The 23,486-nt window shown below is 54.0% G+C and carries 16 protein-coding genes; 8 read left to right on the top strand and 8 right to left on the bottom strand.

The window, feature by feature from the left end; all coding sequences use genetic code 11:
* Window positions 1-249: 249 nt before the first annotated feature.
* The 8 genes from RBB75_RS10245 to RBB75_RS10280 form a co-directional block, all read right to left on the bottom strand.
* Window positions 250-432 (bottom strand): HupE/UreJ family protein, encoded by a 183-nt coding sequence (locus tag RBB75_RS10245; protein ID WP_353068031.1) that lies wholly within the window; start codon window positions 430-432, stop codon window positions 250-252.
* A 31-nt stretch (window positions 433-463) separates the two neighbouring features.
* Window positions 464-1,666, bottom strand: coding sequence for an aminotransferase class V-fold PLP-dependent enzyme (locus RBB75_RS10250; RefSeq protein ID WP_179636499.1), 1,203 nt, complete (start codon window positions 1,664-1,666; stop codon window positions 464-466).
* Window positions 1,663-2,529 carry a tryptophan 2,3-dioxygenase gene (locus tag RBB75_RS10255; protein ID WP_257030811.1) on the bottom strand — a complete coding sequence of 289 codons (867 nt, stop codon included), beginning with the start codon at window positions 2,527-2,529 and terminating at the stop codon, window positions 1,663-1,665. Before RBB75_RS10255 ends, RBB75_RS10250 begins: the two co-directional genes overlap by 4 nt.
* Before the next feature lie 32 nt (window positions 2,530-2,561).
* Window positions 2,562-4,799, bottom strand: a complete 2,238-nt coding sequence (locus RBB75_RS10260) for a hypothetical protein (protein ID WP_353068032.1) — start codon at window positions 4,797-4,799, stop codon at window positions 2,562-2,564.
* A 181-nt stretch (window positions 4,800-4,980) separates the two neighbouring features.
* Window positions 4,981-6,087: a VWA domain-containing protein gene (locus RBB75_RS10265; protein WP_306459653.1), complete on the bottom strand. Its 1,107-nt coding sequence runs from the start codon at window positions 6,085-6,087 to the stop codon at window positions 4,981-4,983.
* Window positions 6,068-9,232, bottom strand: coding sequence for a hypothetical protein (locus RBB75_RS10270; protein ID WP_353068033.1), 3,165 nt, complete (start codon window positions 9,230-9,232; stop codon window positions 6,068-6,070). The genes RBB75_RS10265 and RBB75_RS10270 overlap by 20 nt, the downstream gene beginning before the upstream one ends.
* A gap of 399 nt (window positions 9,233-9,631) precedes the next feature.
* Window positions 9,632-12,211, bottom strand: a complete 2,580-nt coding sequence (locus RBB75_RS10275) for a glycoside hydrolase family 3 C-terminal domain-containing protein (RefSeq protein WP_179636503.1) — start codon at window positions 12,209-12,211, stop codon at window positions 9,632-9,634.
* Between the two features lie 212 nt (window positions 12,212-12,423).
* Entirely contained in the window at window positions 12,424-15,675 is a 3,252-nt protein-coding gene (locus tag RBB75_RS10280) for a TonB-dependent receptor (RefSeq protein WP_353068034.1), read from the bottom strand.
* 680 nt (window positions 15,676-16,355) lie between these two features.
* Here RBB75_RS10280 and cysD point away from each other — a divergent pair.
* The 8 genes from cysD to RBB75_RS10320 all read left to right on the top strand — a co-directional run bounded on the left by cysD (window position 16,356) and on the right by RBB75_RS10320 (window position 23,480).
* Window positions 16,356-17,267, top strand: coding sequence for a sulfate adenylyltransferase subunit CysD (cysD, locus tag RBB75_RS10285; protein WP_179636505.1), 912 nt, complete (start codon window positions 16,356-16,358; stop codon window positions 17,265-17,267).
* Window positions 17,267-18,943 (top strand): sulfate adenylyltransferase subunit CysN, encoded by a 1,677-nt coding sequence (cysN, locus tag RBB75_RS10290; protein WP_179636506.1) that lies wholly within the window; start codon window positions 17,267-17,269, stop codon window positions 18,941-18,943. The genes cysD and cysN overlap by 1 nt, the downstream gene beginning before the upstream one ends.
* On the top strand, window positions 18,943-19,647 hold the full coding sequence (locus RBB75_RS10295; RefSeq protein WP_218884464.1) for a phosphoadenylyl-sulfate reductase: 705 nt from the start codon (window positions 18,943-18,945) through the stop codon (window positions 19,645-19,647). The genes cysN and RBB75_RS10295 overlap by 1 nt, the downstream gene beginning before the upstream one ends.
* 33 nt (window positions 19,648-19,680) lie before the next feature.
* Entirely contained in the window at window positions 19,681-20,445 is a 765-nt protein-coding gene (locus RBB75_RS10300) for a sulfite exporter TauE/SafE family protein (protein WP_179636507.1), read from the top strand.
* 105 nt (window positions 20,446-20,550) lie between these two features.
* Complete coding sequence (locus RBB75_RS10305) at window positions 20,551-21,312, top strand: ATP-binding cassette domain-containing protein (RefSeq protein WP_179636508.1); 762 nt, start codon at window positions 20,551-20,553, stop codon at window positions 21,310-21,312.
* Window positions 21,313-21,386: 74 nt separating this feature from the next.
* Window positions 21,387-22,166, top strand: a complete 780-nt coding sequence (locus RBB75_RS10310) for a sulfite exporter TauE/SafE family protein (protein WP_179636509.1) — start codon at window positions 21,387-21,389, stop codon at window positions 22,164-22,166.
* Between the two features lie 66 nt (window positions 22,167-22,232).
* Window positions 22,233-22,670, top strand: coding sequence for a gamma-butyrobetaine hydroxylase-like domain-containing protein (locus RBB75_RS10315; RefSeq protein ID WP_179636510.1), 438 nt, complete (start codon window positions 22,233-22,235; stop codon window positions 22,668-22,670).
* Window positions 22,671-22,676: 6 nt separating this feature from the next.
* Window positions 22,677-23,480 (top strand): DUF3050 domain-containing protein, encoded by an 804-nt coding sequence (locus RBB75_RS10320; RefSeq protein WP_179636511.1) that lies wholly within the window; start codon window positions 22,677-22,679, stop codon window positions 23,478-23,480.
* The last annotated feature ends 6 nt before the right edge of the window (window positions 23,481-23,486 follow it).

Consider the following 23,486-nt stretch of genomic DNA (forward strand, 5'->3'; position numbering starts at 1 on the left):
CAATGCATTGTTTCAGCGGGATACTGCTTCAGACTATGACACGGAAGAGCCACAATGCAGGAGTTTCTCAGCAAGAGGTACTGTGGTGAATAGCATCCGGTAGCTAATGCACCAATCTTGAATTGTGGTGAGTTGTGGTCGAGCGCTGTTTTTTATGCTCTGGAGGAGTACGAAGAGGGTAATACAGAGTTACCAAAGGCTCCTGGAAGACTTGGAATCGCGTATTACTCAATTAAATCAACTATTTACTTAGATTATGGCTTCGGCTTGCATCGCATGAGGGTCGACGCTTCGGCGGAGCGAGGCATGCTCTTTCCATTGTCCACTCCGCACAATCAGCGGAGCTGGCAGCAACAGCGTGAGCACAAACAGCAGGTGATCTGTGCCCTCGGAGATATGCCGGGCTCCTAACCGGAATAAAGGGTATCGCATTAGACCAAGCTCGAGCGCTGAAGTTGTTTGTCTAGACTGCTGCGCCGATAGATGCCAGGGTGGCCGCCACTTTGCGTAAGGCGTTATCTGGTGTGAGGTAGTCGGGTGAGAGTCTAAGCCGATTTCCGCGTGCATCTGTCGTAATGCCGGTGCGTTTCAGAGCTTCTGCCAGCGCCACGGCCGCAGGGTTTTCTATTGTGAGAAATCCACCGTGCTGGTCGTCCGCGCCCTCTGCTGCAATCCCGGCATCGGCGAGATATCGTTTGAGTTTGCTGAGACGGTCGAGGCAATAGGTGCGGATTCGGGCCACTCCCATCTGAAGAACTAACTGCTGACCAGCTCGGGCTTGATAGTAGGTCAGAATTGATGGGGTTGATTCGAGAAACGCATCTCCACCGTATGCGAAGCGTGGCGGATCGGGTCGATCGTAGAGAAAAGGTTTGTCTTTGGCGAACCAGCCAATGTCAACTGGTCTTAGACCGCTGGAGAGAGCGTCCGGAGAGAGATAGAGAAACGCCGCTCCAGGACCTCCGCGCAGATATTTGTAACTGCCACCGATCATAAAGTCAGCCTTCATGTCGGTGACGGACACTGGGAATACGCCGACGGCATGGTAAGCATCCACAAGGAGACGTGCGCCTGCCGCATGGCATTGATCGGCGAGAAGATCGAGATTCGGCACGACCCGCCCCGTCATAAACATTACCTGGGAGATGACGACGAGATCCGCGCCGTCGTGGACTTTCTGGATTAGTTGCGAAAGATCGATGGCGCCATCTGGTGCTTCACAGGAGACGAGCTGAAGGTTGATTCTTCCTACGGCTGCATACTGCTTCAGGATTACGTCAATTGAGTCGAACTCTCCAGTTGTGGAGACGACACGGGGAGTGCCTGGAAGGGCGTTGAGAACTGTTCGCAGCCCTTGTCCTGCTGAAGCCTTTGGGACAATACAGTCGGGCCTGGTAGCCCCTATAAGCTGAGCCAGCCGTGTGCGATGTGCATGCTCTTCTTCGAGCCAGGGGTCCCATGCATCCCCAAGCTTAGTTTGCCAGAGTTGAAAGCCTTTACGAAGATCCTCTTCCGTTTGATTGAGTGGGCGACCGAGCGAGTGATTCGCCAGATAGATACCGGGTGCCGCGAGCGTGTTGGAGAAGAGCGGGAAGACATGCAGGCGCAGAAGATCTTCAGTAAGCGCACCTGAGCCTATGGTGGCGAGAGCATCTACAAGACTCATTCCTGTGGGGCCTCGGTTCGCGAAGCCAGGAGTTCAGGGAAGAACGTTAGCTCCAGCGCCTGACGTAAGAAGCCTACTCCAGAGGAGCCGCCAGTGCCTTGCCGAAAACCGATAATGCGTTCGACAGTTTTCATGTGACGGAAGCGCCAGAGCTGAAAGTATTCTTCAACGTCTACCAGTTTTTCGCACATTTCGTAAGCCTCCCAATGCTGTTTTGGGTTGCGGTATATCTGTCGAAAGGCTTCTACGAGCGCCTCATTCCTGGTGTGGGGCTTAGACCAATCCCGGTCGCGGCACTCGTCGGGAATGCTATAGCCATGCCGAGAAAGGTATAGCAAGAATTCGTCATATAAGCTGGGAGATTCAAGAGTGCGCTTGAGGTCGTCATGGATCGTCTTATCGTGCGCGAAGACTTTGATATTGTCTGCGTTCTTATTGCCCAGTAAAAATTCGAGTTTGCGATATTGAAAGGATTGAAATCCTGATGCACTTCCAAGGACGGATCGAAATTCCATATACTCCGACGGTGTGAGAGTTTCGAGCACGGACCACTGTTCGAAGAGCTGCATCTGAATGAGCTTTACGCGTGACAGAGTTTTGAGGGTGGGTGGAAGTCTGTCCTGGCGTATGTGATCGATCGCAGCCGTAAGCTCGTGAATGACCAGCTTAATCCATAGCTCCGAAACCTGGTGTTGAACGATAAACAACATCTCGTCATGATGCGGCGGTTGGGATAGAGGTCGCTGTTGCGCAAGCAGGCCGTCAAGGGAGAGGTAGCCTGAGTAGCTTAGCCTGTCAGAGAAGTCGCTTACAATATTTGGCTCGACGGGTCGTTGATTGGTATTTGTCATCTTCACCTGCATTCGAAACTAACTTTCTCCCAAGATAAGTTTGCTCATCGAGCACGCACTGACGTAGTGATTGTCAACGCGACCTCATTCGACTGCACCACCTGATTGGTGTCGGCGTCCCGGCGATACACCCGCACGGTGTAGTGTCCTGGCAGGCTCAAGTTTACCAACTTCGACAGATGAGCGGTCTGCGTGACTGATCCGCCTGAAGGAATTTGATCTATCTTTTGAAGGTCTGACGGTTGTAGGCTTCCAGCGATATTTTCACCCATCAAGCGGCCTGTCGAATTTCTCACCAGTAAGATAAACGAGAACTCTGGATTGTCGGTTCCCGGTCTATGAGAGAACAGGATTGGATGATCTGAGATATTCGTCAACGTAATGAACACGCGTGCGTCCTCTCCAACCCTAAGCCCGCCAGTGGGAGCATTGATCGTGATCGCGAATGATCCCTGTGAGATGTTGTGAGCCGCAGAGGGAATCGAAGCTGGCACCGCCTCTGGCTTTTGGGGCTCTGTTGGTTGCACGGCCTTCGGAATGACCGGACTTGCTACCTGGAGTTCAGGTTGCGTTTTTAGTGTCGCAACCGCATTCGGAGTAGCTGCGGCAGCGATGGGGGGCGATACCACGTGCGAGTTCGACCTCAAACTCTGAGGTGTGATTGTTTTCCACGTTGGCGCAGATGGCATGGGCACAGGCGGCAGTTGAATATGCAGTTCTGCCGACTCGACTGATACGGAGGTCTTTGGCTGAGGCTTCACAGATTTCGACACCACTCTGTTCAGCATTTTATTGTTCAATTGAGTCAAGGCTTCGGGCACGACAGGGACAGCGCTATCGATTCGCGGGGCCGTTTTATCCGCTGCTATCGCCAGCTTTAGACCTATCATCTTCTTTTTTATCTCAGGATCCTCGTCGGTGAAGATTCTGAGGCTGATACGAAATATCTCCGATGGCCGCTCTAGATTGCCTGCGCTTGAAACCAGCCATGTTCCGTCGCTTGAGATCTGAAGTTCACTGAAGTTGGATTTAGTCTCCGGCACCAGCAGGGTTAAATGGCCGGTCGGCACGGCGACGTAGTGGATCGTATCTTCGTCTGCCACCGCGACGGAATAGATTTGATCTTCTTCGCGATCATCGGTTGAAAAAAAGATCGAGGCCGAATCGGCTGCCCAGGTAAATTCCTTGATTGAGCGTTCGAACTTCGGCAGGAGGGGAGTAGCCGTGCCCGTCTGGCGGTTTAAGAGCACCAGACGAGATTGGGCCCTGCTGTACTGCGCTCGCGCCTGCGAACGAAATGCCAGCCATTTACCATCTGGCGAGTAGGCTGGCGCTTCGTCATTTTCTGCCGACTTCGCAACCTGCTCCGGCCGCGCTGCGGCGTTATTCAGACTCAGTGTAAAAATTCCGTTGTTTGTAGTTGCTGCAGAAGCCCTGTTGGGGCTGGTGATAAAAGCAACTTCCTTCGAATCCGGAGCCCACGCATATCCGATTCGGTCGTCTGACGAAGTTGCAGGAACGTCCGCATCTCCAATGCTTTGGCGCGGCGTCAGGTCGCGTATCGCGTCGCCATTCGCGGCAAACACCACAAGCATGTGGCTGCGCTTCGGTCCGGTATCGTGATCTGGGCGCAGATACTGTAGATGGTCCAAAGACTGCGCGTTCGCTGGGATTACATCAGCAACGTCATCTTTGGCTTTATCGCATGCGTCTTCGGCTGCCCACGCCGCTTCATCACTGCACTCAGGATAGACCTGCGAAGTAAACAGTATCCGCTGCGAGTCCGGCGACCATACAGCCCTATCTGCGCCTGTGATCACATTTGTCAGGCGCTTCGGAGCACCGGGCTTGCCTGCCTTCTCGTCCCAGGGTGCAACGAAGATCTGCAAACGCGCCGTCTGCTCGTCGTTCGCGACAAACAGCAGCATCTTGCCATCCGGCGATAATCTACCTCCGAACTCTCCATCATTAGTAAACGTAATCTGCCGTTCATGCGGTTCAGACGCGATGGTGCCGGCTTTGTCTTCAAGCGGTACCGCCCAGAGATGGTTTATGACCACATTTCTATTAAGATCTATCTCTGGTGCTGAGAACACCACCCACTTGCCTGATGAAGAGATCTGCGGATCGCTCACCTGCTTCATCCGCGCCAAATCCTCAAATTTCATCGGCCGTTTCGCCGCTGCCGCCTCCGGTACTACTCCTACTTGGCTACTACCCCAAGCCGGAAGGATGGCTATCATTACGGTCAGCAGCGCTACGCGAATTACTCGATCACTCATCAGGTCAAGCTACCCTTCGCGCTGTGTGGTTCGATCCTACAAACGGATTACGACGCCCTGGAAAAGCCAGATGTACGCAGTGCCTGAATTTAGTAGAAAGTTAGCCGAACTCCCGCATATGACATGGGACGGCGAACTGAAGTGTCACCGCGTGCAGGACGATCGTGTTTCTTGAACTGGATCACTGCGAGACAGGATCCGGTCCCGGCAACGGTAAATTGTCTGTAGACGCCGTCTGCTGAAGGAAGCGATACCCATCCCGAGTTCGGAGGTGATACTTTTGCAGGTTTTTGCCAACGAGCTTTACCGTTATCGTGCGCCATCCCCGGTTTGGATTGGGTTGCGGATAGTAGCTGAGAGTGTAGAGATGAGCCAGGTCATCCCTGATGGAGGCAAACGCCTGCTTCTCGTCTCTCCAACTCTTCGAGAAATAGGCTTTGCCGCCTGTGACCTTGCTCATTCGCTCAAAGACGGCGGTAGAGATTGGTTCATCTTCGGCTTGCTGAGTGCTGATCATGTAGATGATTGTGCCAGTGGATTGAGCCAGCTCTGCTACGTCCTCCGGGGGCACCAAACTTGCATTGTCGGGGCCATTAGAAAAGACAACGATGGCTTTTTTCCCGGTCAAACGAGCGGCATCCTTTACTGTGAGCAACAGGGAGTTGTAGAGTGCAGCGTCATCCCCCGCAACCGTACTGCGCACGCCACGCAAGGCTTGTGATCGATCGGACGTAAGCCCAGATACGCGAGAAAGATCCCGGCTATAGGAGTAGAGAGCTACCTTGCTCACGCCCTCGAGAGACCGGATGAAATCTGCGATGGAGTCTTGGGCGAATACGAATCCCCGGTACATGTAATTGCTCGTGTCAAAGAGAATAAAAACGTTAGCACCCGCCGACCATAGGTCTGGAGTCTTCCCCTGATCCCCGGCAGAGGATTTCTGTACTATGGTTATCGCACCTTTTCCAGTGTCCTGTGAAGGGTGATTGCCCGACGGAGAAGCGTCAATCAGTCTGCGAGGTGGTTCGTTTCCTTCCTCGAAGGTCGCAGTTTTTTCTGAGATTTTATCCTCGGTTATAGAGAAGTCTTCTGGGCTGAGACCGCTGACATAATTTCCCTTTCCGTCAGTTACGGCGACGTTCAACTGTACAAGGACGACGCTTACTCGAATGCGCGACGTATCATTCTGGGCAGCACCGGAGCCGTCGCCATAGAGAGGAAATAATAGCAACCAGAGAAGTAGAAGATGTCGCTTCACCATAAGCTTCCTAATATGTATTGGCATCATTTCTCATCTTCTCCGATGCAGTAGCAGTAGTGTTAACCCCTGAGACCCCGGCAGTTTTGCTCTGTCGAAACTCATCTCCTGTTTCTTGAATAGCACGAAGGATTGCGGGCCAATCGTCAGGCTCCGTCGCAAAGATTTTGGTGATCGCACGCCGACTCAGCTCTGGAACAAGGCTGTTTAGCGCCACAGGGGAGTAACCCATCTCGTCTGCGAGGCGAGCCCAATATAAGTTGCTGGACTCCCATGATTCTCCAAACAGGCGGCTGGAATAAGAGCCAAAGAACGGAAAGGGTTTTACATTCAGCAACTGGCAAGCGTTGGTTCGGGCCATCGTCGGATGGGGCACACCGAAATCTCTCGAGAGGTGCTCCCAGCTTACCTCGGCTGGATATCGCCGTTGCAGCTCCTGAAGTTGTTGACCTGCCGGTCCCCAGGAGCTATTTTCTTCGGGAAACCTGCTATGGTACTCGGCAGCAATGTAGGCGGTCTCGGCTGGCGTCATTCGCGGAAGCATTACAGCTACATCTTCCGCACGGAACAGTGACTGTTGAACTCGTTCTAGTCGTTGCGATGTCAAACGATCAGAGAGGATGGCGATAACTTTCTCCCTGATTTGGGCGTTGCCTGCAGAGGCCGTCAACAACTCTTCTCCAGCCTTTTGGTAAAGAGTGGCAGCATGAAGTTCGACTGGGGTCACGCTCCACCAACGCGGAAGTGTTGCGCCGACTAAAAGTTCCGGTACTAGATCTTTCCAAATGAGTGCTTGTACATTTTCTGGAGAGAGAAAGTCCTGCTCCGTCGTTGCCAAGGCATACGACAGGTCGACTAGAGATCCGACGAGATACGCTCCGCCGCCGGCAGGCGATCCAGCACCTAACAATATGGGAGCACTCCAGAGTCGATCGGGGCTCTGTATCGAAACCCCCAGAAAGTCGTGGGAGCGGACGAAGAGCGGATTATGGTGAAGCATTTGAGCTCCGGGGGGTTCATAGTACGCGTAGTTCAAACCGACCAGAGTATCCCTCAAAAAAGGCATGAGCTGGCCACGAGCAGTTTCGAGCTGCGCGTGCGAACCTGGCTCTTTAATGACCTTCGTCAAATCCGTGCGGACTTGCAGCTCTGCGTGATGGGCGGTGTAGTTTGGAGGCGCCCAACTGATTTTTTCGCTGTTGGTGAAGATCGGGCGTGGCAGGTCAAATTCCCGGAGCTCTGCTGCAAGTGGAAGAAGGGCATCGCTTTTGCCTTTGCCCTGTGCCATCTCTTTCAGGCCTTCGCTAAGGGCGAATAATGTATCAAGAGAGACCAGCCGCTGGTCATCCAAGACCGAATTGATCCTCGCGCCTAATGCGGTGTGCTCGCGTAGTCCGTCCGGGGTTGCTTGACGCGGGCCTGCAAGCAATTCGACGAGTTCTCCTTGAGAGGAGTCCGCCTTCATGCCTGCCGCAAGCAGAAGTTCCTGCAGGGATTTTTGAGTGCTGTCGAAGAGTTGAGTTGAGGAAGAGATCGCGGTGAATGGTTCGATCACTTTTTGCCAAGATGTGTTCAGCTCGGGCTCTGGAATTTGGCCTTGGCGGGCAAGAATTTGCCAGAGTCCGACGGTCGCCTGAAATGCTCCCAGGGCATTCCCACGCAGTGTAGGATTTGAAATTCTGTCGATCGCCTCCGTCGATTTCATGAAGCTGGAGATGCCGGCGTCGTTCAGATCCGGAAACTCAGCGAACACGAGGTACCAGTTGTTCAGTTCTGAAAACCGATCGGCCATTTGATGTACTGTCTCGGCGGATAGGCGGTTACCCGGTTGCCGTCCACGATTTAATTCACTCAAAGTGAGATAGATCTGGAGCGGCCCGTTATCACTGTCTATTGAGGAAAGTGCCGTCATCGTTTCGAGCAACTGCTCCGGACGATCCCAACTCCGAGCTCGCTTAACCCAGCTACGAACAGTCTTAGATTCTGACTTTTGGAGAAGAATCTCCTTCCAAACCTCAAGATTTCCCGGCACGTGTGGATCGCCGTTAGACTCCCATTGAATGCGCGTAAACAGCACTAACAGATCGGGAGCTTTTGGGAATACTCCCCTCACCGCATTGGTGCCAGCAGCACCCTTCCGAAAGACGTCGTAGAGTTGCTTTAGCCGCGGAGTTTCTGTGAGGTGTACCTGCTGCGTCCGGCTGACACGGGACAAAGCATCGAAGTAGGCAGCAAGCCAGCCGTTATCCTTTGCCAGCAGATTGGTGACGAACTCCCCCGACTTCTCTGGACTTGTGCCGACCAGTTCCTTCCAATCCGCTTCTACACTCTCTCCTCCTGGGACGGCTACGCGTCCTGAGCGGATGCATATCTGGCTCCCATAAAAATCCAGGATGCTTCCAAGCGGGAGCAGTTTTCTAAGGCCCGGGGAGTTCCGCAAAGCGAGACTGGTCTCGTCGTCTGTTTTGGCCAGTGCCCAATACAAACGGGCTACGGAAGGGTCGCCGAGCACCGCGTCTAACAGACTCCCCGAGCTTGCCTTCGGATTTTGGCTTAGACCCATCCAATCGCTTTCGTGGAATAGGGCTGGAACTCGAGACACTGGATATGGATACGTGAAAGGAGCGCCTTTCTGGAGAGCTTCTTCCAGCTCGACGAGAGGAAAGCCCGAATCGATCGTAAGAAAAGCTCTCTCCGGGTTTGCCGTCTCCAACGTGAAGTTTTTCTGACCGCACCCTTCCCGAAGACGATAACCGAGGATATGAACGAGGGTACCGGCGTCGTCACAGCCGGTGACACGGATCGTGCTGCTCGCTCCTGCCAGAATTTGAAGTTCTCTCGCCTGATTCACATAACGATCGATCAAGATAAGGAATTCGGTCGGACTGCTCTGTTGATAGCCACGAAGATAGACATTTCGGGCTAGCAGAGCCAGCACATCGTCTTTGGAGGCCTTCTGACTAATACCAGCCATGCGGAGAAAAGATCGAAGAGGGCCGGGGATGATGACCGTGTCTCTTTGAATAGTTGGCGTCTTTATAGCGAGCGCCTGGGTGTCAGCCGGAGCCGATGAAGAAACTGCCCAGATCGTGCTGCAGGGGTGGATCAGGCTATAGATGCAAAGACATAGCCATCCTGCCAGGGAAATGGGCGATAGGTGAAACGGAGATTTCATCGCTGGACACCTTCTAAGAAGCGGAAGACTTGTGGTGCCGATGACAACGAACGTAAACCCAATCAAAGAGCGATATTGACGTGAATGTAAGACTAAGAACGGGGAACTTACCACTAAATCGTGTCTATTCGCAAATCTGCGGGTAGGCAGGTTTGCCTATCCATTTATGCATCAATACTTTAATCAAAAAGATTGACGGCTCGTGCAGTGTTTGGAGGGTACTGTACTACCTCTGAACCGCAATTTACCAGAGTGGAGACATAAATTTTACAATTTTGGCCTTTGGAAGGGATTCAGCTACGCGGAATCTCTCTCACGCCTTCGTCATTGTGTTCTTCTGGCGGCTCTCATGGCGCATCATTGATGCGGTATTACCCCTAGCCGACCTCGATCAGTCGGCTAGTCGCTTATGGATGTTGTCAACGGCTTTTCAAGTTTGACCGTAATCTTCTGCTGAGTGTCTTGTGAGGAGTCGCCCAACGTCAGATCGTATGCTCCTGCATCTGCCCTCCAGCTTGAAGACTTGACGTCAAAGTAACTGAAGCTGCGAGGGTCGAGGGTAAACGAGACGTGTCCTGTCTCGCCGGGTTGCAGAACGACTCGTTCAAACCCCTTCAATTCTTTTGACGGGCGCTCTATCGTGGCTGAAGCCTGACCGACATAAAGCTGGGCTACAGTTGCGCCTGTACGATTTCCGGTATTTGTGACATCGCACGTTACTGTGAGGTGACCATCGACCGAAGGAGTGCTTTTTAGCTTACTGAAAGAAAATGTCGTGTAGGAGAGCCCAAATCCAAACGGATACTGCGGCTCTACATGATTATGCTCATAGCCGCGATAACCTACAAAGATACCCTCTCGATAGACGATTTTGTTGGTGCCGGCATCCGGATAATAGTTGCGGTAGCTGGGATTATCCGTGATCTTCTTTTCCCAACTGATGGGCAAATGACCCGAAGGATTATCTTCGCCGAAAAGGAGGCGAGCCGCTGCGGTGCCACCCTCCTCCCCTGCATACCAGGTCTCAAAGATTCCCTGAACCTTATCTTTCCAGTTTGAAATATCGACGCTGCCGCCAGAGGTGATGAAGACGATTGTCTTTTTGCCGAGGGCGGTGATTTGCTGGATCAGCTGCTCCTGGCCGACGGGAAGCTCGAAGGTGCGGTCGCCGCCTTCTGACTCGGAGGATGCGTTGAATCCTACCGCAAGGATGACCGTGTCGGCGTGCGAAGCCATCTCAAGAGCATCGTTCTCGACGATGGTTTTGAGAGGAGCAATGCCGACTCGCATGCCGGAGACGGAACCGAGTTGCTGGGAGAGTTGCTCTAAAACCACCTTGTGCGGAGCCTGGGTGAGGTCCAAAGTTGTTTGATTGAGGATGTATTTGGGAACTATGGAACTGTCAAAGACAATCGCGTCGTCCACTAGAAGCCGATATTTCCCATCGGTCTGGACAAAGATTGCGAACTTGCCGGCTTCGGTGGGGGTGTAATAACCCGTCCAGCGGCTGCTGGTGGTGGTGCGGACGTAGGGAGATGCGCTCCTATGGGAGGTAAGCGCATTGAGTTCTTGTTCTTCTGGTTCGCGGCGAGTGGAGCCAGCGGTCAGCATGGCTGTCTCGGTGACTGTGCCTGTGAGATCTCCTTCTAGGTTTGCCTTCGCGAAGGTTGTGTGAGTGACTCCTGGTGCTGTGCCTTGCGGATCGGTTGTGAAGTGAGTCAAACGTGACATCTGATTGACGCTACGCAGACCGCGAGCGTAGAGAACTTTTGTCTGCGGGCCGGCGAAGTTGCTGATGCCCACAAGGAGATTCGTATTGGCGAAGCTGACTACTTCGCCGCTGCCGCCGCCGGTAGTGACAGTCTGGGTTGCCGTCGGTCCGATGACCGCGATCGTCTTAAGTGCAGTTTTGTTAAGAGGAAGTGCGTTGTTGTCATTCTTGAGCAGGACTGCCCCTTCGAGCGCTGCCTGCAAAGACGCCGTGCGCCCGTCGAGGTTATAGCGCGGGATACTGGTGTCCATCTGTGGTCGGTCGAGCCAACCGAAGTCGACTGCTACGCGGAGGATTCGGCGCACCTTCTCATCGATCTCGGCCTGAGTAATGGTGCCATCTTTCAGTAGGGGGAGTATTTTTTCTTTGGAGAAGTAGACGCCAAAGGGCATTTCGAGATCAAGGCCGCCTTTGACGGTTGCTGCGGTGTCGTAGGTTGAAACCCAATCCGACATAATGATCCCTGGAAAATGCCACTGATCTTTTGCGACGGTGATGTTTAGACGCCCATTCTGCGTCATGTGCTCGCCGTTGGTAATGTTGTAGGAGTCCATGATCGCGCCTACCTTGGCAGTCTTCACGGCAGCTTCAAAGACGGGCATATAGATCTCACGAAGCGTTCGTTCATCGATGATCGAGTCTGAATCGTGACGAAGATACTCGGAGTTGTTACCCAGGTAGTGCTTGACCGTCGCCGAAACTCCTTCCTGCTGGACGCCTCGTATGTAACCGACAGCGATCGCGCTTGCCAGAAAAGGATCCTCCCCGAAGTATTCGAAGTTACGACCATTCATGGGCGCACGATAGATGTTGACGCCTGGGCCGAGGATAAAAGCTGCGCCGCGAGAGCGTGAATCGCGGCCCAGTTGCTGGCCAATGCTAAGAGCGAGCGCTCTGTCCCACGAAGCCGCGAGACCAATGCCTGCTGCATATGCAATAGTCGGTGCAGGGATGTGTGCGCCCACAGGGCCGTCCGCCATTTGGAAGTAGGGGATATTCAGTCGCGAAATGGAATGGGTCCGAAACGGCGTGTCTCCACCGATGAGATCAATTTTTTCCTCGAGCGTCATCTTGCCGAGGAGATCATCGACACGCTTGTCGACAGCTTGCGGGTTGTTACCAACGAACTGTGCGGAACTGAAAAGACTCGTCAAAAAGAGAGCGCCAACTCCGATGACGCTGGAGGTGAAGAGGGAACGGTAGCGCATAAACATTTCGAAGGCTCCAGCCTGAATGAATGGGATTCCCGTAAAGCTTTTCTATTTCACAGGAAGGAAATGACTGATTTATTTCCCCGGAGAAGTATATCTATAGATCCTTCGCTAAGTGTTCCACTGCCACCTATCACGCATCAACAGTTTTCGCGTTGCACCTTGACCCATCGATGCCTCTGTGGAGTCTCCGAAAATCTAAGTTCTCGCTAGAAGACGAGCTTGAGCGCGAGTTGGATCTGACGGCTGGTAGAAGCTGCGGTGACGACACCAGCGGTGGGGCTTTGAACAGCGGCTGTGGTCTGATTAGCGGGTGTGCCCTGAGTGGGTCCGCTTGTGTAAACGACTTCATTGGGCGTTTGCAGGTTGGTATGGTTGAGAACGTTGAAGAACTCGGCGCGAAACTGGAGTCTGGTCCCCTCAGTCAGCACAGTAGACTTAAGGAGTGAGAGATCCCAGTCTGCATAACCTGGGCCGGTAAGAGTATCGCGGCCAAGGTTCCCGATGGTGCCGTATGCTGGCGCGGTGAAAGCGGCAGGAGAGAAGAATTGCGCAACGCGAGCAGAGGTGCTGCCGCTAGCGTAAAGCCTCCCATGGAAGTCGGGATTTATATTGGGTCGGACGGGGTTTCGGGTGTCACCTGAGCCGGTAGGGTTATAGCCGAGTTGGGGGCTAAAGGGAAATCCGGTCTGGAGTGTTGCGATGGTGCTGAAACTCCAGCCAGATACCGCGTGGTTGATCAACGGCGACACGCTGGATAAGAGAGAGTGACCACGACCAACGGGTAGCTCGTATGTGGCGTTGAAAGCAGCGAGATGGCGAATATCGGTTGCTGCGGGGCCGTAGTCCAACGAAGGATTTGCTGGATAGGAGACAAACGCGGGAGTGTTGGCCGAGACGCTTGTATTCCAGGCAGAACCGTCGTCGAGATTCTTGGCGAAGGTGTAGTTGGCTCGAAGTTGTAAACCGTGTGTCAGGTTGCGGCGAAGATCAACCTCAAGGGCGTTGTAGTTGCTGGAGCCGCCGGAGGTCCATGATGTAGTGTTGGCTACCAGAGGGTTCGCTTTGACGGTCGTAGGGTAGTAGATCGTTCCGGTCGAAGTGCCTACGGGGCAGCTTGAGCTCGGAGAGCAGATGATAGATCCAGGTTCGTTTTGATCCTCCGAGAGGATCTGGTGATAGCCGTGAGAGCCTACATAGCCAACAGTGATTGAGGTCGTTTGATCGAGCTGCTGTTCGATGCTGAGTGCATAAGAGACAACGCTCGGAGTCGAGATATCGGGTTGGACGTTTGAGGGAGAGATGAGCCCTGCTGGCCCGCCGATCGGGCTTGCAATAGGCACGTTGGAGTAGGAGAGCGTTGTGTTGTACGGCGCGGCCTGGTCGAGGCGATAGTCGAGATTGTCGAGAAGAGAGTGATGAAGGCCAACGCTGGAGCGAAGCGAGGTTTTGCCATTGCCGAAGACGTTCCATGCGACGCCGACGCGTGGTTCGGGGAGAATCTTCGCGCGGTTATTCGACAGGGCGGAGGTTCCTGTCGTTGGAGTGGTATTAATGATGCCGTTCGTGAAGCCATATCGCGAGGCACGACCGTGGGCTTCATTCCAGCCATTGGTGGATTCGAAGCGAATCCCGCCGCGAATCTCGAACGTTGGCGTAAGTTGCCAGGTATCTTCAAGGTAAGCGGCACTCATAAAGCTCCGCCAATTGAGCGGCGTGGGGTTTGGCACGACGGTGAAGGTCTTGACAGTTCCTTGCAGAAAGGTAGTGAGCGAAGCGAAGGAGGCTTGGCCGTACTGGTTCTGGGCGAGATTATCGTTCGACTGAAGCGACTGAAGCCACACACCGGCTTCAATCTGGTGGTGCGAGCGGGAATAGAAGACGTGGTCGTCGAAGGTGTAGAGGTTGCGCGTTGTGGCATTATTCGATCCAACGTTGGCGCCGGCGCCAGTGATCTGCGACGAGCCATTTGAGGCTGTAGAACCCGCGATCACGATAGCGCCAGTCGGTTTGCCCGCGAGGAAGCCGGGAGTTTCAGCCTGGATTGAAGAGGGAATATTGCCGAGGAAGAAAAAACTGGCGCGGGAGTAACCAACGCGGGCCGTGTTTAACAGGTGAACGGAGAAGACGTGTTGCTCCTGGATGCTGACGACTTGTTCGCGAAGCGACTCGTTGATGAGCGAGAAGGGGTTTTGCGTGGGCGTGTTGGCCGCGGAATCATCCCCAGTGTAGACGGCAAAGAGGAGGTCGCGCGAGGTGAGATTGGCGTCAAAACGCGCGGTGCCGAAGTCCTCGCGGATGTGTTGGGTGGGACTGGAGAAGGCTTCACCAATTCCGGTCGGGTTGCCTTTGGCGTCGAGGAGCTCTGGGCCGTTTTGTGCCGGCCAGAGGTTAAGTAAAGGTCTAACTCCGTTCGCGACGCCGTAGTTTTTGCGAGGTCCGCCAGGATTAGCCGGATCGGGAAGCAGACCTTGTCGAGCTTGACTGTCAGGGACGAGCGTAACATCAGTGATTCCGAGGTTCTGTCGATAGCCTTCGTAGTTGCCAAAGAGAAAGAGTCGATTGGTGCGAATTGGGCCGCCGAGAGAGGCACCATAGTTATTGCGCTGAAAGTTCGGGATATGGGCCTGGTCGAAGTAATTGCGTGCATCGAAGAAAGAGTTACGAAGAAACTCGTACGCCGAGCCGTGGACGTTATTAGTACCCGAGGCCGTGACGATGGAGATCTGGGCTCCCTGACGTTTTCCATAACTTGCCGAGTACGTGTCACTGACGACATTGAACTCGCGTACCGCATCGACCCCGAGGAGCTGACCGCTGGTGCCGCCTGGGGTGACATTGATCAGCGATGCGCCGGTGTATTCGATGCCATTGAGCAGGTAGAGATTGTCCTGCGGGCGTCGACCAGAGATCGCAAACATACTGCCCACGGAGGAGTTGGAGGTTCCAACCGATCCGCTGCGCTGCGCTGTGTAGTTCACTGCCGCGGGATTCAGCGTGATGAGTTGATCGTAAGAGCGGCCATTGAGCGGGAGGTCTTTGACTTGACGCTCGTTGACGAGGCCAGAGATCTGCTGGGTGGAAAGATTGACAGACGATGGCACATCCGTAACGGTGATCTCTTCTGTGATATTACCCGGATGCAGCGTGAGATCGATGCGCGTGGCTTGACCTACAGTGAGAGAGATCCCAGCGCGTGTCTGCGGAGCGAAGCCCTCGCGCACGACCGAAATCGAGTAAACACCAACCGGAATCGAGGGTGCCGCGTATGCTCCGGCTGCATCGGAGATGAGGTGGCGCTCCCCGCCTGTCTCTTGATTGCGAATTGTGACCTGGGCACCGGGAACGACTGCTCCGGCGGGATCGGTGACAATACCGCTGATCGTCCCACCTACGATCTGGGCACTGGAAACGGTTGCAAGTAGAAATGGGGCTATGAGAAAAATTGATCGACGGAACATCGAAGATATCTCCAAGTGCCTTCAACGGGACACGTATGTAGGTGGGGGATGGCTTTATAAAGTTTCGAGAGACGGAAAGGCTAGCGTCAACAACAGGTTGGCATCGTTTCCAGAGAGGAAACTATGATGCTGGTCTGCCGGAACTGCCTTGAAATTCTTGAGTACATTGAATCCCTGAATGAACGATGACCCGCTCTGATACTGGTCGACGTGAGTTCTGCTTTAGAGGAGACTAGTTTCGCGACGGCGAGAGGCGCAGACCTGCTTCACAACAACGACAGCCAGTAACGGCATAGTGGAAGGTCAGAGCCATAAACCGAATAGTAGCACAGAGTTTTTTATTCAACCGGATCGCAGTCTCGCTTTGAGTGAGCAAGACTCTTACGGTCTTCCGCCTTAAGTCAGGTAGCCGGAAAGCACCTTTGTTTATCAACTTAGGGCCGCGGTCTTTATTGGATGACCCGAACCGACTGATCAAGATTTGCCTCAGCCTCTGCGCTTTGCTACTCTGAAAAGAGAAATGCGCATCTCATGCCAGCTCCGTTGTTGTTGTCCTTTCAACGTCGAGCAGGCATGTCAACTCACGCGCTAGTCTTCCCACTCGAAAAACTGTTTCTCAGATTCTTTCTCCGAGCTTGCGCTTGGGCAAGTTGCATTCGAAACTCCCTCTGGAGTCCGTCATGGTATTGGCCGCACCGGCACTTACGCATCTACAGCTTCTCGAAGCCGAGAGCATTCATATCCTTCGCGAGGTCGCGTCCGAGTTTGAACGCCCCGTCATGCTCTACTCCATCGGGAAAGACTCGTCTGTGATGTTGCGGCTTGCACAAAAAGCCTTCTTTCCCGCTCCAATTCCGTTCCCGCTTCTTCATATCGATACGGGGTTTAAATTCCGCGAGATGATCGAGTTTCGTGATCGCATGGCAGCTGAAGTTGGAGCTGAACTTCTTGTCTGGCGTAACGAGACTGCCATTGCTTCGGGCACGAATCCGATCGCGCTCGACACCAAGCGGTGCTGTGGCCTTCTCAAAACACAGGCGTTGCTCGACGGCCTGAATCATTATGGCTTCGATGCCGCGTTTGGTGGTGCCCGTCGCGATGAAGAGAAGTCTCGCGCCAAGGAACGGATTTATTCTTTTCGCGATAAAGCTGGCCAATGGGACCCGAAGGCTCAGCGTCCTGAGCTCTGGAATCTCTATAACTCGCGGATTCACCCGGGGGAGTCCATCCGTGTCTTTCCGCTCTCGAACTGGACTGAGATGGACGTCTGGCAGTACATCCTGCAGGAAGACATTCCCATCGTGGATCTTTACTTCGCCAGAGAGCGGCCGATGTATGTTCGCGGAGATGTGCTTCTTCCGATTGAACAGAGCTTTGTTGCGCGGCGTGGGGAACAACCGCAGATGGTGCTCTCCAGGCTACGTTCCCTTGGGTGCAGTCCGTGCACCGGAGCAATCCGCTCGGACGCCGACACGCTGCCCAAGATTATCGAAGAGCTACTTTCTTTCCGCTCGTCGGAGCGCGCGCATCGTGTTATCGACCACGATCAGGAAGGGTCAATGGAACTTAAGAAGCGCGAGGGTTATTTCTAATGCCTATCAGCGAATCCATTCTGAAGTTTGATGTGGAGGCACAGTTTGAAGAAGACTCAACGTTTTCTCTCTCCAATTTTCTTGCGAATGAGCATGCCCGCGATCTGCTTCGCTTTGCCACAGCCGGTTCGGTCGATGATGGGAAGTCGACACTTATCGGTCGATTACTCTATGACACGCAAAGTGTCTACGAAGATCAGGTCCGTTCGATTGCAGGCAAGGGCACTACGGGCGCGGATGGTGTCGATCTTGCTCTTCTAACAGACGGGCTCCGTGCCGAGCGCGAGCAGGGGATAACCATCGATGTCGCCTATCGTTATTTTTCCACTGCCAACCGCAAATTCATCATCGCTGACACACCAGGTCACGAGCAGTACACGCGCAATATGGCCACCGGCGCTTCAACTGCTTCGCTTGCCATCGTTCTTGTCGATGCGCGAAAGAGTGTGCTCATTCAGTCTCGACGTCACGCCTACATCGCCGCGCTTCTGGGTGTTCGGCACATCGTCGTGGCAGTCAACAAGATGGATCTTGTGAGCTACGAGAGGCAAGTGTTCGACGCAATTCGCGCGGACTTCACTGTTTTTTTTGACGAACTTGGCGATATCCGTCCGCCGCACCTCTACTTTGTTCCAGTCAGCGCGCTGACCGGCGATAATGTCGTTCGCCCAACCGTCGCCATGCCTTGGTACGAAGGACCTTCGCTGTTCAAACTGCTTGAATCAGTCCCAGCAGTAGAGGCGGGAGTTTCGCATCCTTTTCGTTTCGTGGTCCAGCGTGTCCTTCGCCCTCACCAGGACTTTCGTGGATTTTCCGGACAGATTGCGGCAGGCACAATCAGCCCTGGGGACACCGTCATGGTGCTGCCCTCCCGCCGAATCACCTGCGTGCGCAGCATCGTTACTTTCGACGGCGATCTTGAACAGGCACAAACTCCTCAATCTATAACTCTTACTCTTACTGACGAACTGGACATTAGTAGAGGAGACTTGATCGTCGCTCCTGAATCTCCGGCGGTTACGACACAGAACTTCACAGCTTCCCTTGTCTGGATGGACGAGAAGCCTCTTGACCTCGCACGGCGCTACTTACTGAAGCACACCAGCAGGATCGTTCAGGTTCAGATCGCGGATATTCGACACCGCCTTGACGTAGAGACCCTGGGACGGAACGCCGCCGAAACGCTGAGATTCAACGATATCGGCCTGGTAGAGATTGAATCTGTTCTGCCGCTCTTTGTTGACAACTACTCCACCAACCGCACTACAGGAAGCTTCGTTTTAATTGATCCTCTAACTAATTTGACTGTCGCTGCAGGGATGATCCGTTTTGTCGGCGCTGAAACGATCACCAAAAAGACAAACGTAGTGACAGAGGCTGACCGACGCGAGCGTTGGGGCCATTCTGGAGCGCACATTCATCTCTTCGGTCCAGCTGACTTCGCCGACACGGCGGAAAGGGTCCTCTTTCTTCGGGGTGCGTTCATCGTTCGCCCCGAGTTTCCCTCTGAGGAATCCATCGCCGCGCTTACCACTGCAGGAGCCCTCGTCTTGACTCACGATACGTCTGAGGAAACGGCAGTTCGTTTTGGTGCAAGGCAGACCGCTCTGTCCGGCGTTGATGATCTCCTTCGTTTCCTCAAGGCTCAAGCCATCATTACTGGAGGAAACCGATAATGACTACGCTCCAGTCGCCCATGCTTGATGCGAAACTCGCGCACGTTCGCGAACTTCTCGTTCGAGAGTTGCCAGAAACACCTATTGAAGGTGATGCCTGCCTCACCTGCAGCTTCCAAGCCGAGGATGTTCTCCTCCTCTATCTCGCTCGAGAACTGTGGTCGGCTATACCAGTTCTCTTTCTGGACACGGGCTATCACTTTCCGGAGACATACGCCTACCGCGACCGGATTGCAGCCGACTGGAAACTGAACCTTACGAATCTTCTTCCAGCCCGAACAGTGACGGAACAGGAGCTTGAGCATGGACTGCTCCACCAGACCGCACCAGACCGCTGTTGTGCCTTACGCAAAGTCGAGCCGCTTTTCTCTGCGGTCGGCAGCTACAGAATCTGGCTTACCGGTCTCCGTCGGGAACAGGCACGTAGCCGCACTTCACTTGAAGAGATTGCGGACTTCACACTGCCGAGCGGCATCATTGTTCGCAAGCTCAGCCCCTTCGCCGACTGGACGGCGCGGGACATCTGGCAGGCATGTGTTTCCTACGATATTCCGCTCCTGCCCCTCTACGATGTCGGCTATACCAGCATCGGCTGTAAGCCTTGCACCTCAATTCCTACAGATCCCAATGACCCACGCTCTGGTCGGTGGGCTGGCCGCAAGGTCGAGTGCGGCATTCACATTCAGGCCGCTCCAAACCGGTGATCGGCGTCAATACGATCGCCGAAAGGAAGACTCATGGAATACGCTATCGGGTTTACTATCGCCGTGTTCATCGCTCTAACCGGCGTCGGCGCCGGCACGATCACAACACCGCTGCTCATCTTGTTTCTTGGAGTTCCTGCGCCAATGGCTGTGGCCACCGGACTCATGTTCTCCGCCGTTGTCAAACTTGTTCTGGTGCCATCGCAGATCGCTCGCAGGCAGATTTCATGGCGTGTCCTCGGTCTTATGCTCGTCGGCGGGTTGCCTGGGGTGCTCATTGGCTCTCTCGCGCTACGTCATCTTGACGTCCACGGCCCGCAACTTCTGCTTAACGGCCTTCTGGGCGGCATATTGGTTCTAACGGCACTCTGGCAGATTTTTTTCTCCTTTCGTCCAGCGCGAACCGAAGTACTACCGAAGGATCGTAGTCGTCTGCTCCCTTTTCTAATGCTGCCCCTCGGGGTTGAGGTGGGATTCTCTTCTGCCGGAGCTGGAGCGTTGGGTACTGCGGCGCTGCTCAGCTTGACCTCTCTCGCACCGGCGCAGGTAGTTGGAACCGATATTGTCTTTGGCTTTCTTCTCTCGCTGATCGGTAGTGGAGCCCATGGCTTCTTTCATGGGACCGACTCAAGTCTTCTTCGGCACTTGATCCTCGGAGGACTTGCGGGCGTTGCTCTAGGAACAGCTACCGTGCGCTGGATACCCAAGAGACCTCTACGATTCGCTCTTTGGGTCTGGCTTCTGATCATCGGGTCACAGTTCGTCTACACTAACGCTTTCGCCGCATCGCATCACTAAAGCTCGCACTGGCCGCATTTTTGATTGGTTTAGTCTCGGTCCGCGCAATGCGATTTGTAGATGCCAGTTCGCTGGCATACCGGATGCTACCATCCGGCTATGCCTATGGATGAGACGGTGTTGGTGCAGGCTCGAGGGCTGACAAAGGAGTTCGTAAAAGGACGCCGAGTGGTGGACGACGTTTCGTTCTCCATTCGGACGGGAGAGACGTTAGGATTGGTCGGCGAATCCGGATCAGGAAAAAGCACTGTTGCACGCCTTTTGCTGAGATTGGAAGAACCTTCTCTTGGCCAAGTTAGATACAAAGAGCTGGACCTCCTATCCATGACTTCCCAGGAGATGCGAGGCATACGACGACAGATGCAGATCGTATTTCAAGACCCCTACGCGGCGTTGAATCCGCGGATGCGAGTGAAGCAGATTCTGACCGAGCCATTTGAAATTAACCGTGAGAAACCACCTGCGGGGCTGGCCTCGCGGCTGAGCGAGATGTTGCGGACGGTTGGCTTGGATGAGTCGGCGCTGGAGCGGTTTCCTCATGAGTTCAGCGGTGGGCAACGACAGAGAATTAATATTGCTCGCGCGTTGGCACTTAGGCCCGAGTTTGTGGTGTTGGATGAGCCAGTGAGCGCGCTCGATGTGAGCGTGGGCGCGCAGGTTGTGAATTTGCTTCAGAAGCTACAGAAAGAATTTGGCCTAACGTATCTATTTATCTCGCATTCTATTCCGCTGGTGCGGTACTTGTGCGACAGAGTGGCGGTGATGCAAAGCGGGCGGTTGGTCGAGTTAGGGGAGTGCGAACAGGTTTGTGATGCGCCACGAGAAGAATATACGCGCCGCTTGATTGCGGCGACTCCGGAGATGTGAGCAGCGTGTGAACTGCAAGAGGGTCGAGGCTCAGAATTAGCAGGCCAGCTGCGACTCGATACAATGGAAGATGGATGATCTCGAATTTCAGTTCGCATTGGCATTACGTTTGGCTGGTCACAGCATCTCTTGTCGCTGGCGTTATGAATGCGATGGCTGGTGGAGGGTCGTTCGTATCCTTTCCGGCTATGCTATCCATTGGGGTGGCTCCCATCCAGGCAAATGCGACAAACACCGTCGCGCTATGGCCGGGACAACTGACATCAGTTGCCGCGTTACGTGGAGACCTAACACGGGAACTCTTGCCGGTTGTCTGTGCGGCTTCAGTTTTTGGCGGAGTAAGCGGGGCTGTTGTATTGCTGAATACCCGGCAGGTCACGTTTCTGCATATGGTGCCCTGGCTGCTGCTGGTTGCTTCCCTGCTGTTTGGAATCAGTGGTCCGGTATCGCAGCGGCTGCGGAAGCGGTCGTCTGATCCTCATATCAAGAGATCCCCAGCGGTGAAGCCGCTGTTTTTTGTGTTGCTGCCGGTATGTTTTTACATTGGGTACTTTGGCGCCGGCGCCGGCTTCTTGATTATGAGCGCGCTGGCTTTATTTGGTGTCGAAGAGATGAATGCGCTGAATTCACTGAAGGTGCTTGCGGCGTGTTTGTCCAACTTCTGCGCTGTGGTTACGTTTGTAGTGAGTGGCGCAGTCATCTGGCGTTACTGCCTGATCTCAATGATATTTGCCGGCGTTGGTGGATATGTTGGAGCACAGTATGCTCGGCGAATGAATGCAATTGTGCTGCGAACGATCGTTGTGATTACAGGATGCGTGATGGCGGCTTATTTTTTCTGGAGAAATGGCTAACCACGGTATCAGAGTGAGTGATCTTGAAGATGTCATTCGGTGACAGCGGCATGAGGAGAACGGGCGATGAGTCATGAAGGAATTCGTATTGTTAATGCAGAGCAGGCGCGCCGGGAAGATACGGAGCACGAGCAGATGCCCGCGAGTTCGGTGACTCCGGTAAAGGTGCGAGTGAAGAAGACCGAGGGAACTGGCGTTGAGATCGAGTGGCAGGATGGGCACCGAAGCGTGTGGAGCTTTGCGTGGTTGCGGAATGCGTGTCCGTGCGCCACTTGCCATGAAGACCGGGAGACGACAGGCAGGTTACCGGGGGAAGCGAAAGCCAAAGGTCAGACTTTGCTGAAGATGTATGAGGCTCCAGTGAAACCGCTGGAGGTGACACCGGTTGGCAAATATGCGCTGAAGTTCAAGTGGAATGACGGACACGAAAGTGGAATCTACTCCTGGGAATATCTGCGACGGGTGTGCCATTGTGAAAGCTGTTTGGCAAAGCGAGGACTATAGGGGCCAATGATTTTGAAACAGACAGAGCAGTTACAGATACTAACTGAGCGGTTAAGACCCTTGTATTACCGTTTGACGAGCCACAGGTTGTATACATCGTTCGAGACCATAGAAGACCTTCATGTCTTTATGGAGCTGCACGTCTTTGCTGTTTGGGACTTCATGTCGCTGCTGAAGACTCTACAACGTGGACTTACCTGCGTAGAGGTTCCGTGGGTTCCGAGCAAATATGCCGCGAGCCGCCGACTGATAAACGAGATCGTGCTTGGCGAAGAAAGCGACGTGTACGGGACGGAGACCGTGAGTCACTTCGAACTATATTTGCGGGCGATGAGGGAGTGTGGGGCATCGACAGCAGCAATTGAAGCGCTAATAGCCAGCTTGCACGATGGCTCCCCCTGGAAACCGGCACTGGCGTTGAGCGGCGCTCCCGAAGCCGCGCAACGGTTTGTGCGAAACACCTTTTTGATCATTGACGATGGCAAGCTGCATGCCATAGCGGCGGCGTTTACGTTCGGCCGTGAAGACCTGATCCCTGATATGTTTCGCGGTTTCATTCGCGACCAGAATGGACAGCTACGTGGAAAGCTTGAACTGATGCGCTGGTATATGGAGCGGCATATCGAGGTGGATGGCGAAGAACATGGGCCGATGGCGCTGCGAATGATTGCTGAACTCTGCGGGAATGACAACGTGAAGTGGGGTGAGGCCGGAGAAGCCGCAGAGATCGCCCTCCGAGCAAGGCTCGCCTTATGGGATGGAATTGAGGAAAGATTGAAGACTGTGCGAACGATGTCGTTGATTCCGTAGCTGTCG

It is taken from the genome of Tunturibacter empetritectus, from assembly GCF_040358985.1.
Classification (GTDB): domain Bacteria; phylum Acidobacteriota; class Terriglobia; order Terriglobales; family Acidobacteriaceae; genus Edaphobacter; species Edaphobacter empetritectus.

Coding starts and splice junctions, on each gene's coding strand:
- RBB75_RS10245 (WP_353068031.1), bottom strand. CDS start 432: ATGCGATACCCTTTATTCCGGTTAGGAGCCCGGCATATCTCCGAGGGC.
- RBB75_RS10250 (WP_179636499.1), bottom strand. CDS start 1,666: ATGAGTCTTGTAGATGCTCTCGCCACCATAGGCTCAGGTGCGCTTACT.
- RBB75_RS10255 (WP_257030811.1), bottom strand. CDS start 2,529: ATGCAGGTGAAGATGACAAATACCAATCAACGACCCGTCGAGCCAAAT.
- RBB75_RS10260 (WP_353068032.1), bottom strand. CDS start 4,799: ATGAGTGATCGAGTAATTCGCGTAGCGCTGCTGACCGTAATGATAGCC.
- RBB75_RS10265 (WP_306459653.1), bottom strand. CDS start 6,087: ATGATGCCAATACATATTAGGAAGCTTATGGTGAAGCGACATCTTCTA.
- RBB75_RS10270 (WP_353068033.1), bottom strand. CDS start 9,232: ATGAAATCTCCGTTTCACCTATCGCCCATTTCCCTGGCAGGATGGCTA.
- RBB75_RS10275 (WP_179636503.1), bottom strand. CDS start 12,211: ATGCGCTACCGTTCCCTCTTCACCTCCAGCGTCATCGGAGTTGGCGCT.
- RBB75_RS10280 (WP_353068034.1), bottom strand. CDS start 15,675: ATGTTCCGTCGATCAATTTTTCTCATAGCCCCATTTCTACTTGCAACC.
- cysD (WP_179636505.1), top strand. CDS start 16,356: ATGGTATTGGCCGCACCGGCACTTACGCATCTACAGCTTCTCGAAGCC.
- cysN (WP_179636506.1), top strand. CDS start 17,267: ATGCCTATCAGCGAATCCATTCTGAAGTTTGATGTGGAGGCACAGTTT.
- RBB75_RS10295 (WP_218884464.1), top strand. CDS start 18,943: ATGACTACGCTCCAGTCGCCCATGCTTGATGCGAAACTCGCGCACGTT.
- RBB75_RS10300 (WP_179636507.1), top strand. CDS start 19,681: ATGGAATACGCTATCGGGTTTACTATCGCCGTGTTCATCGCTCTAACC.
- RBB75_RS10305 (WP_179636508.1), top strand. CDS start 20,551: ATGGATGAGACGGTGTTGGTGCAGGCTCGAGGGCTGACAAAGGAGTTC.
- RBB75_RS10310 (WP_179636509.1), top strand. CDS start 21,387: ATGATCTCGAATTTCAGTTCGCATTGGCATTACGTTTGGCTGGTCACA.
- RBB75_RS10315 (WP_179636510.1), top strand. CDS start 22,233: ATGAGTCATGAAGGAATTCGTATTGTTAATGCAGAGCAGGCGCGCCGG.
- RBB75_RS10320 (WP_179636511.1), top strand. CDS start 22,677: ATGATTTTGAAACAGACAGAGCAGTTACAGATACTAACTGAGCGGTTA.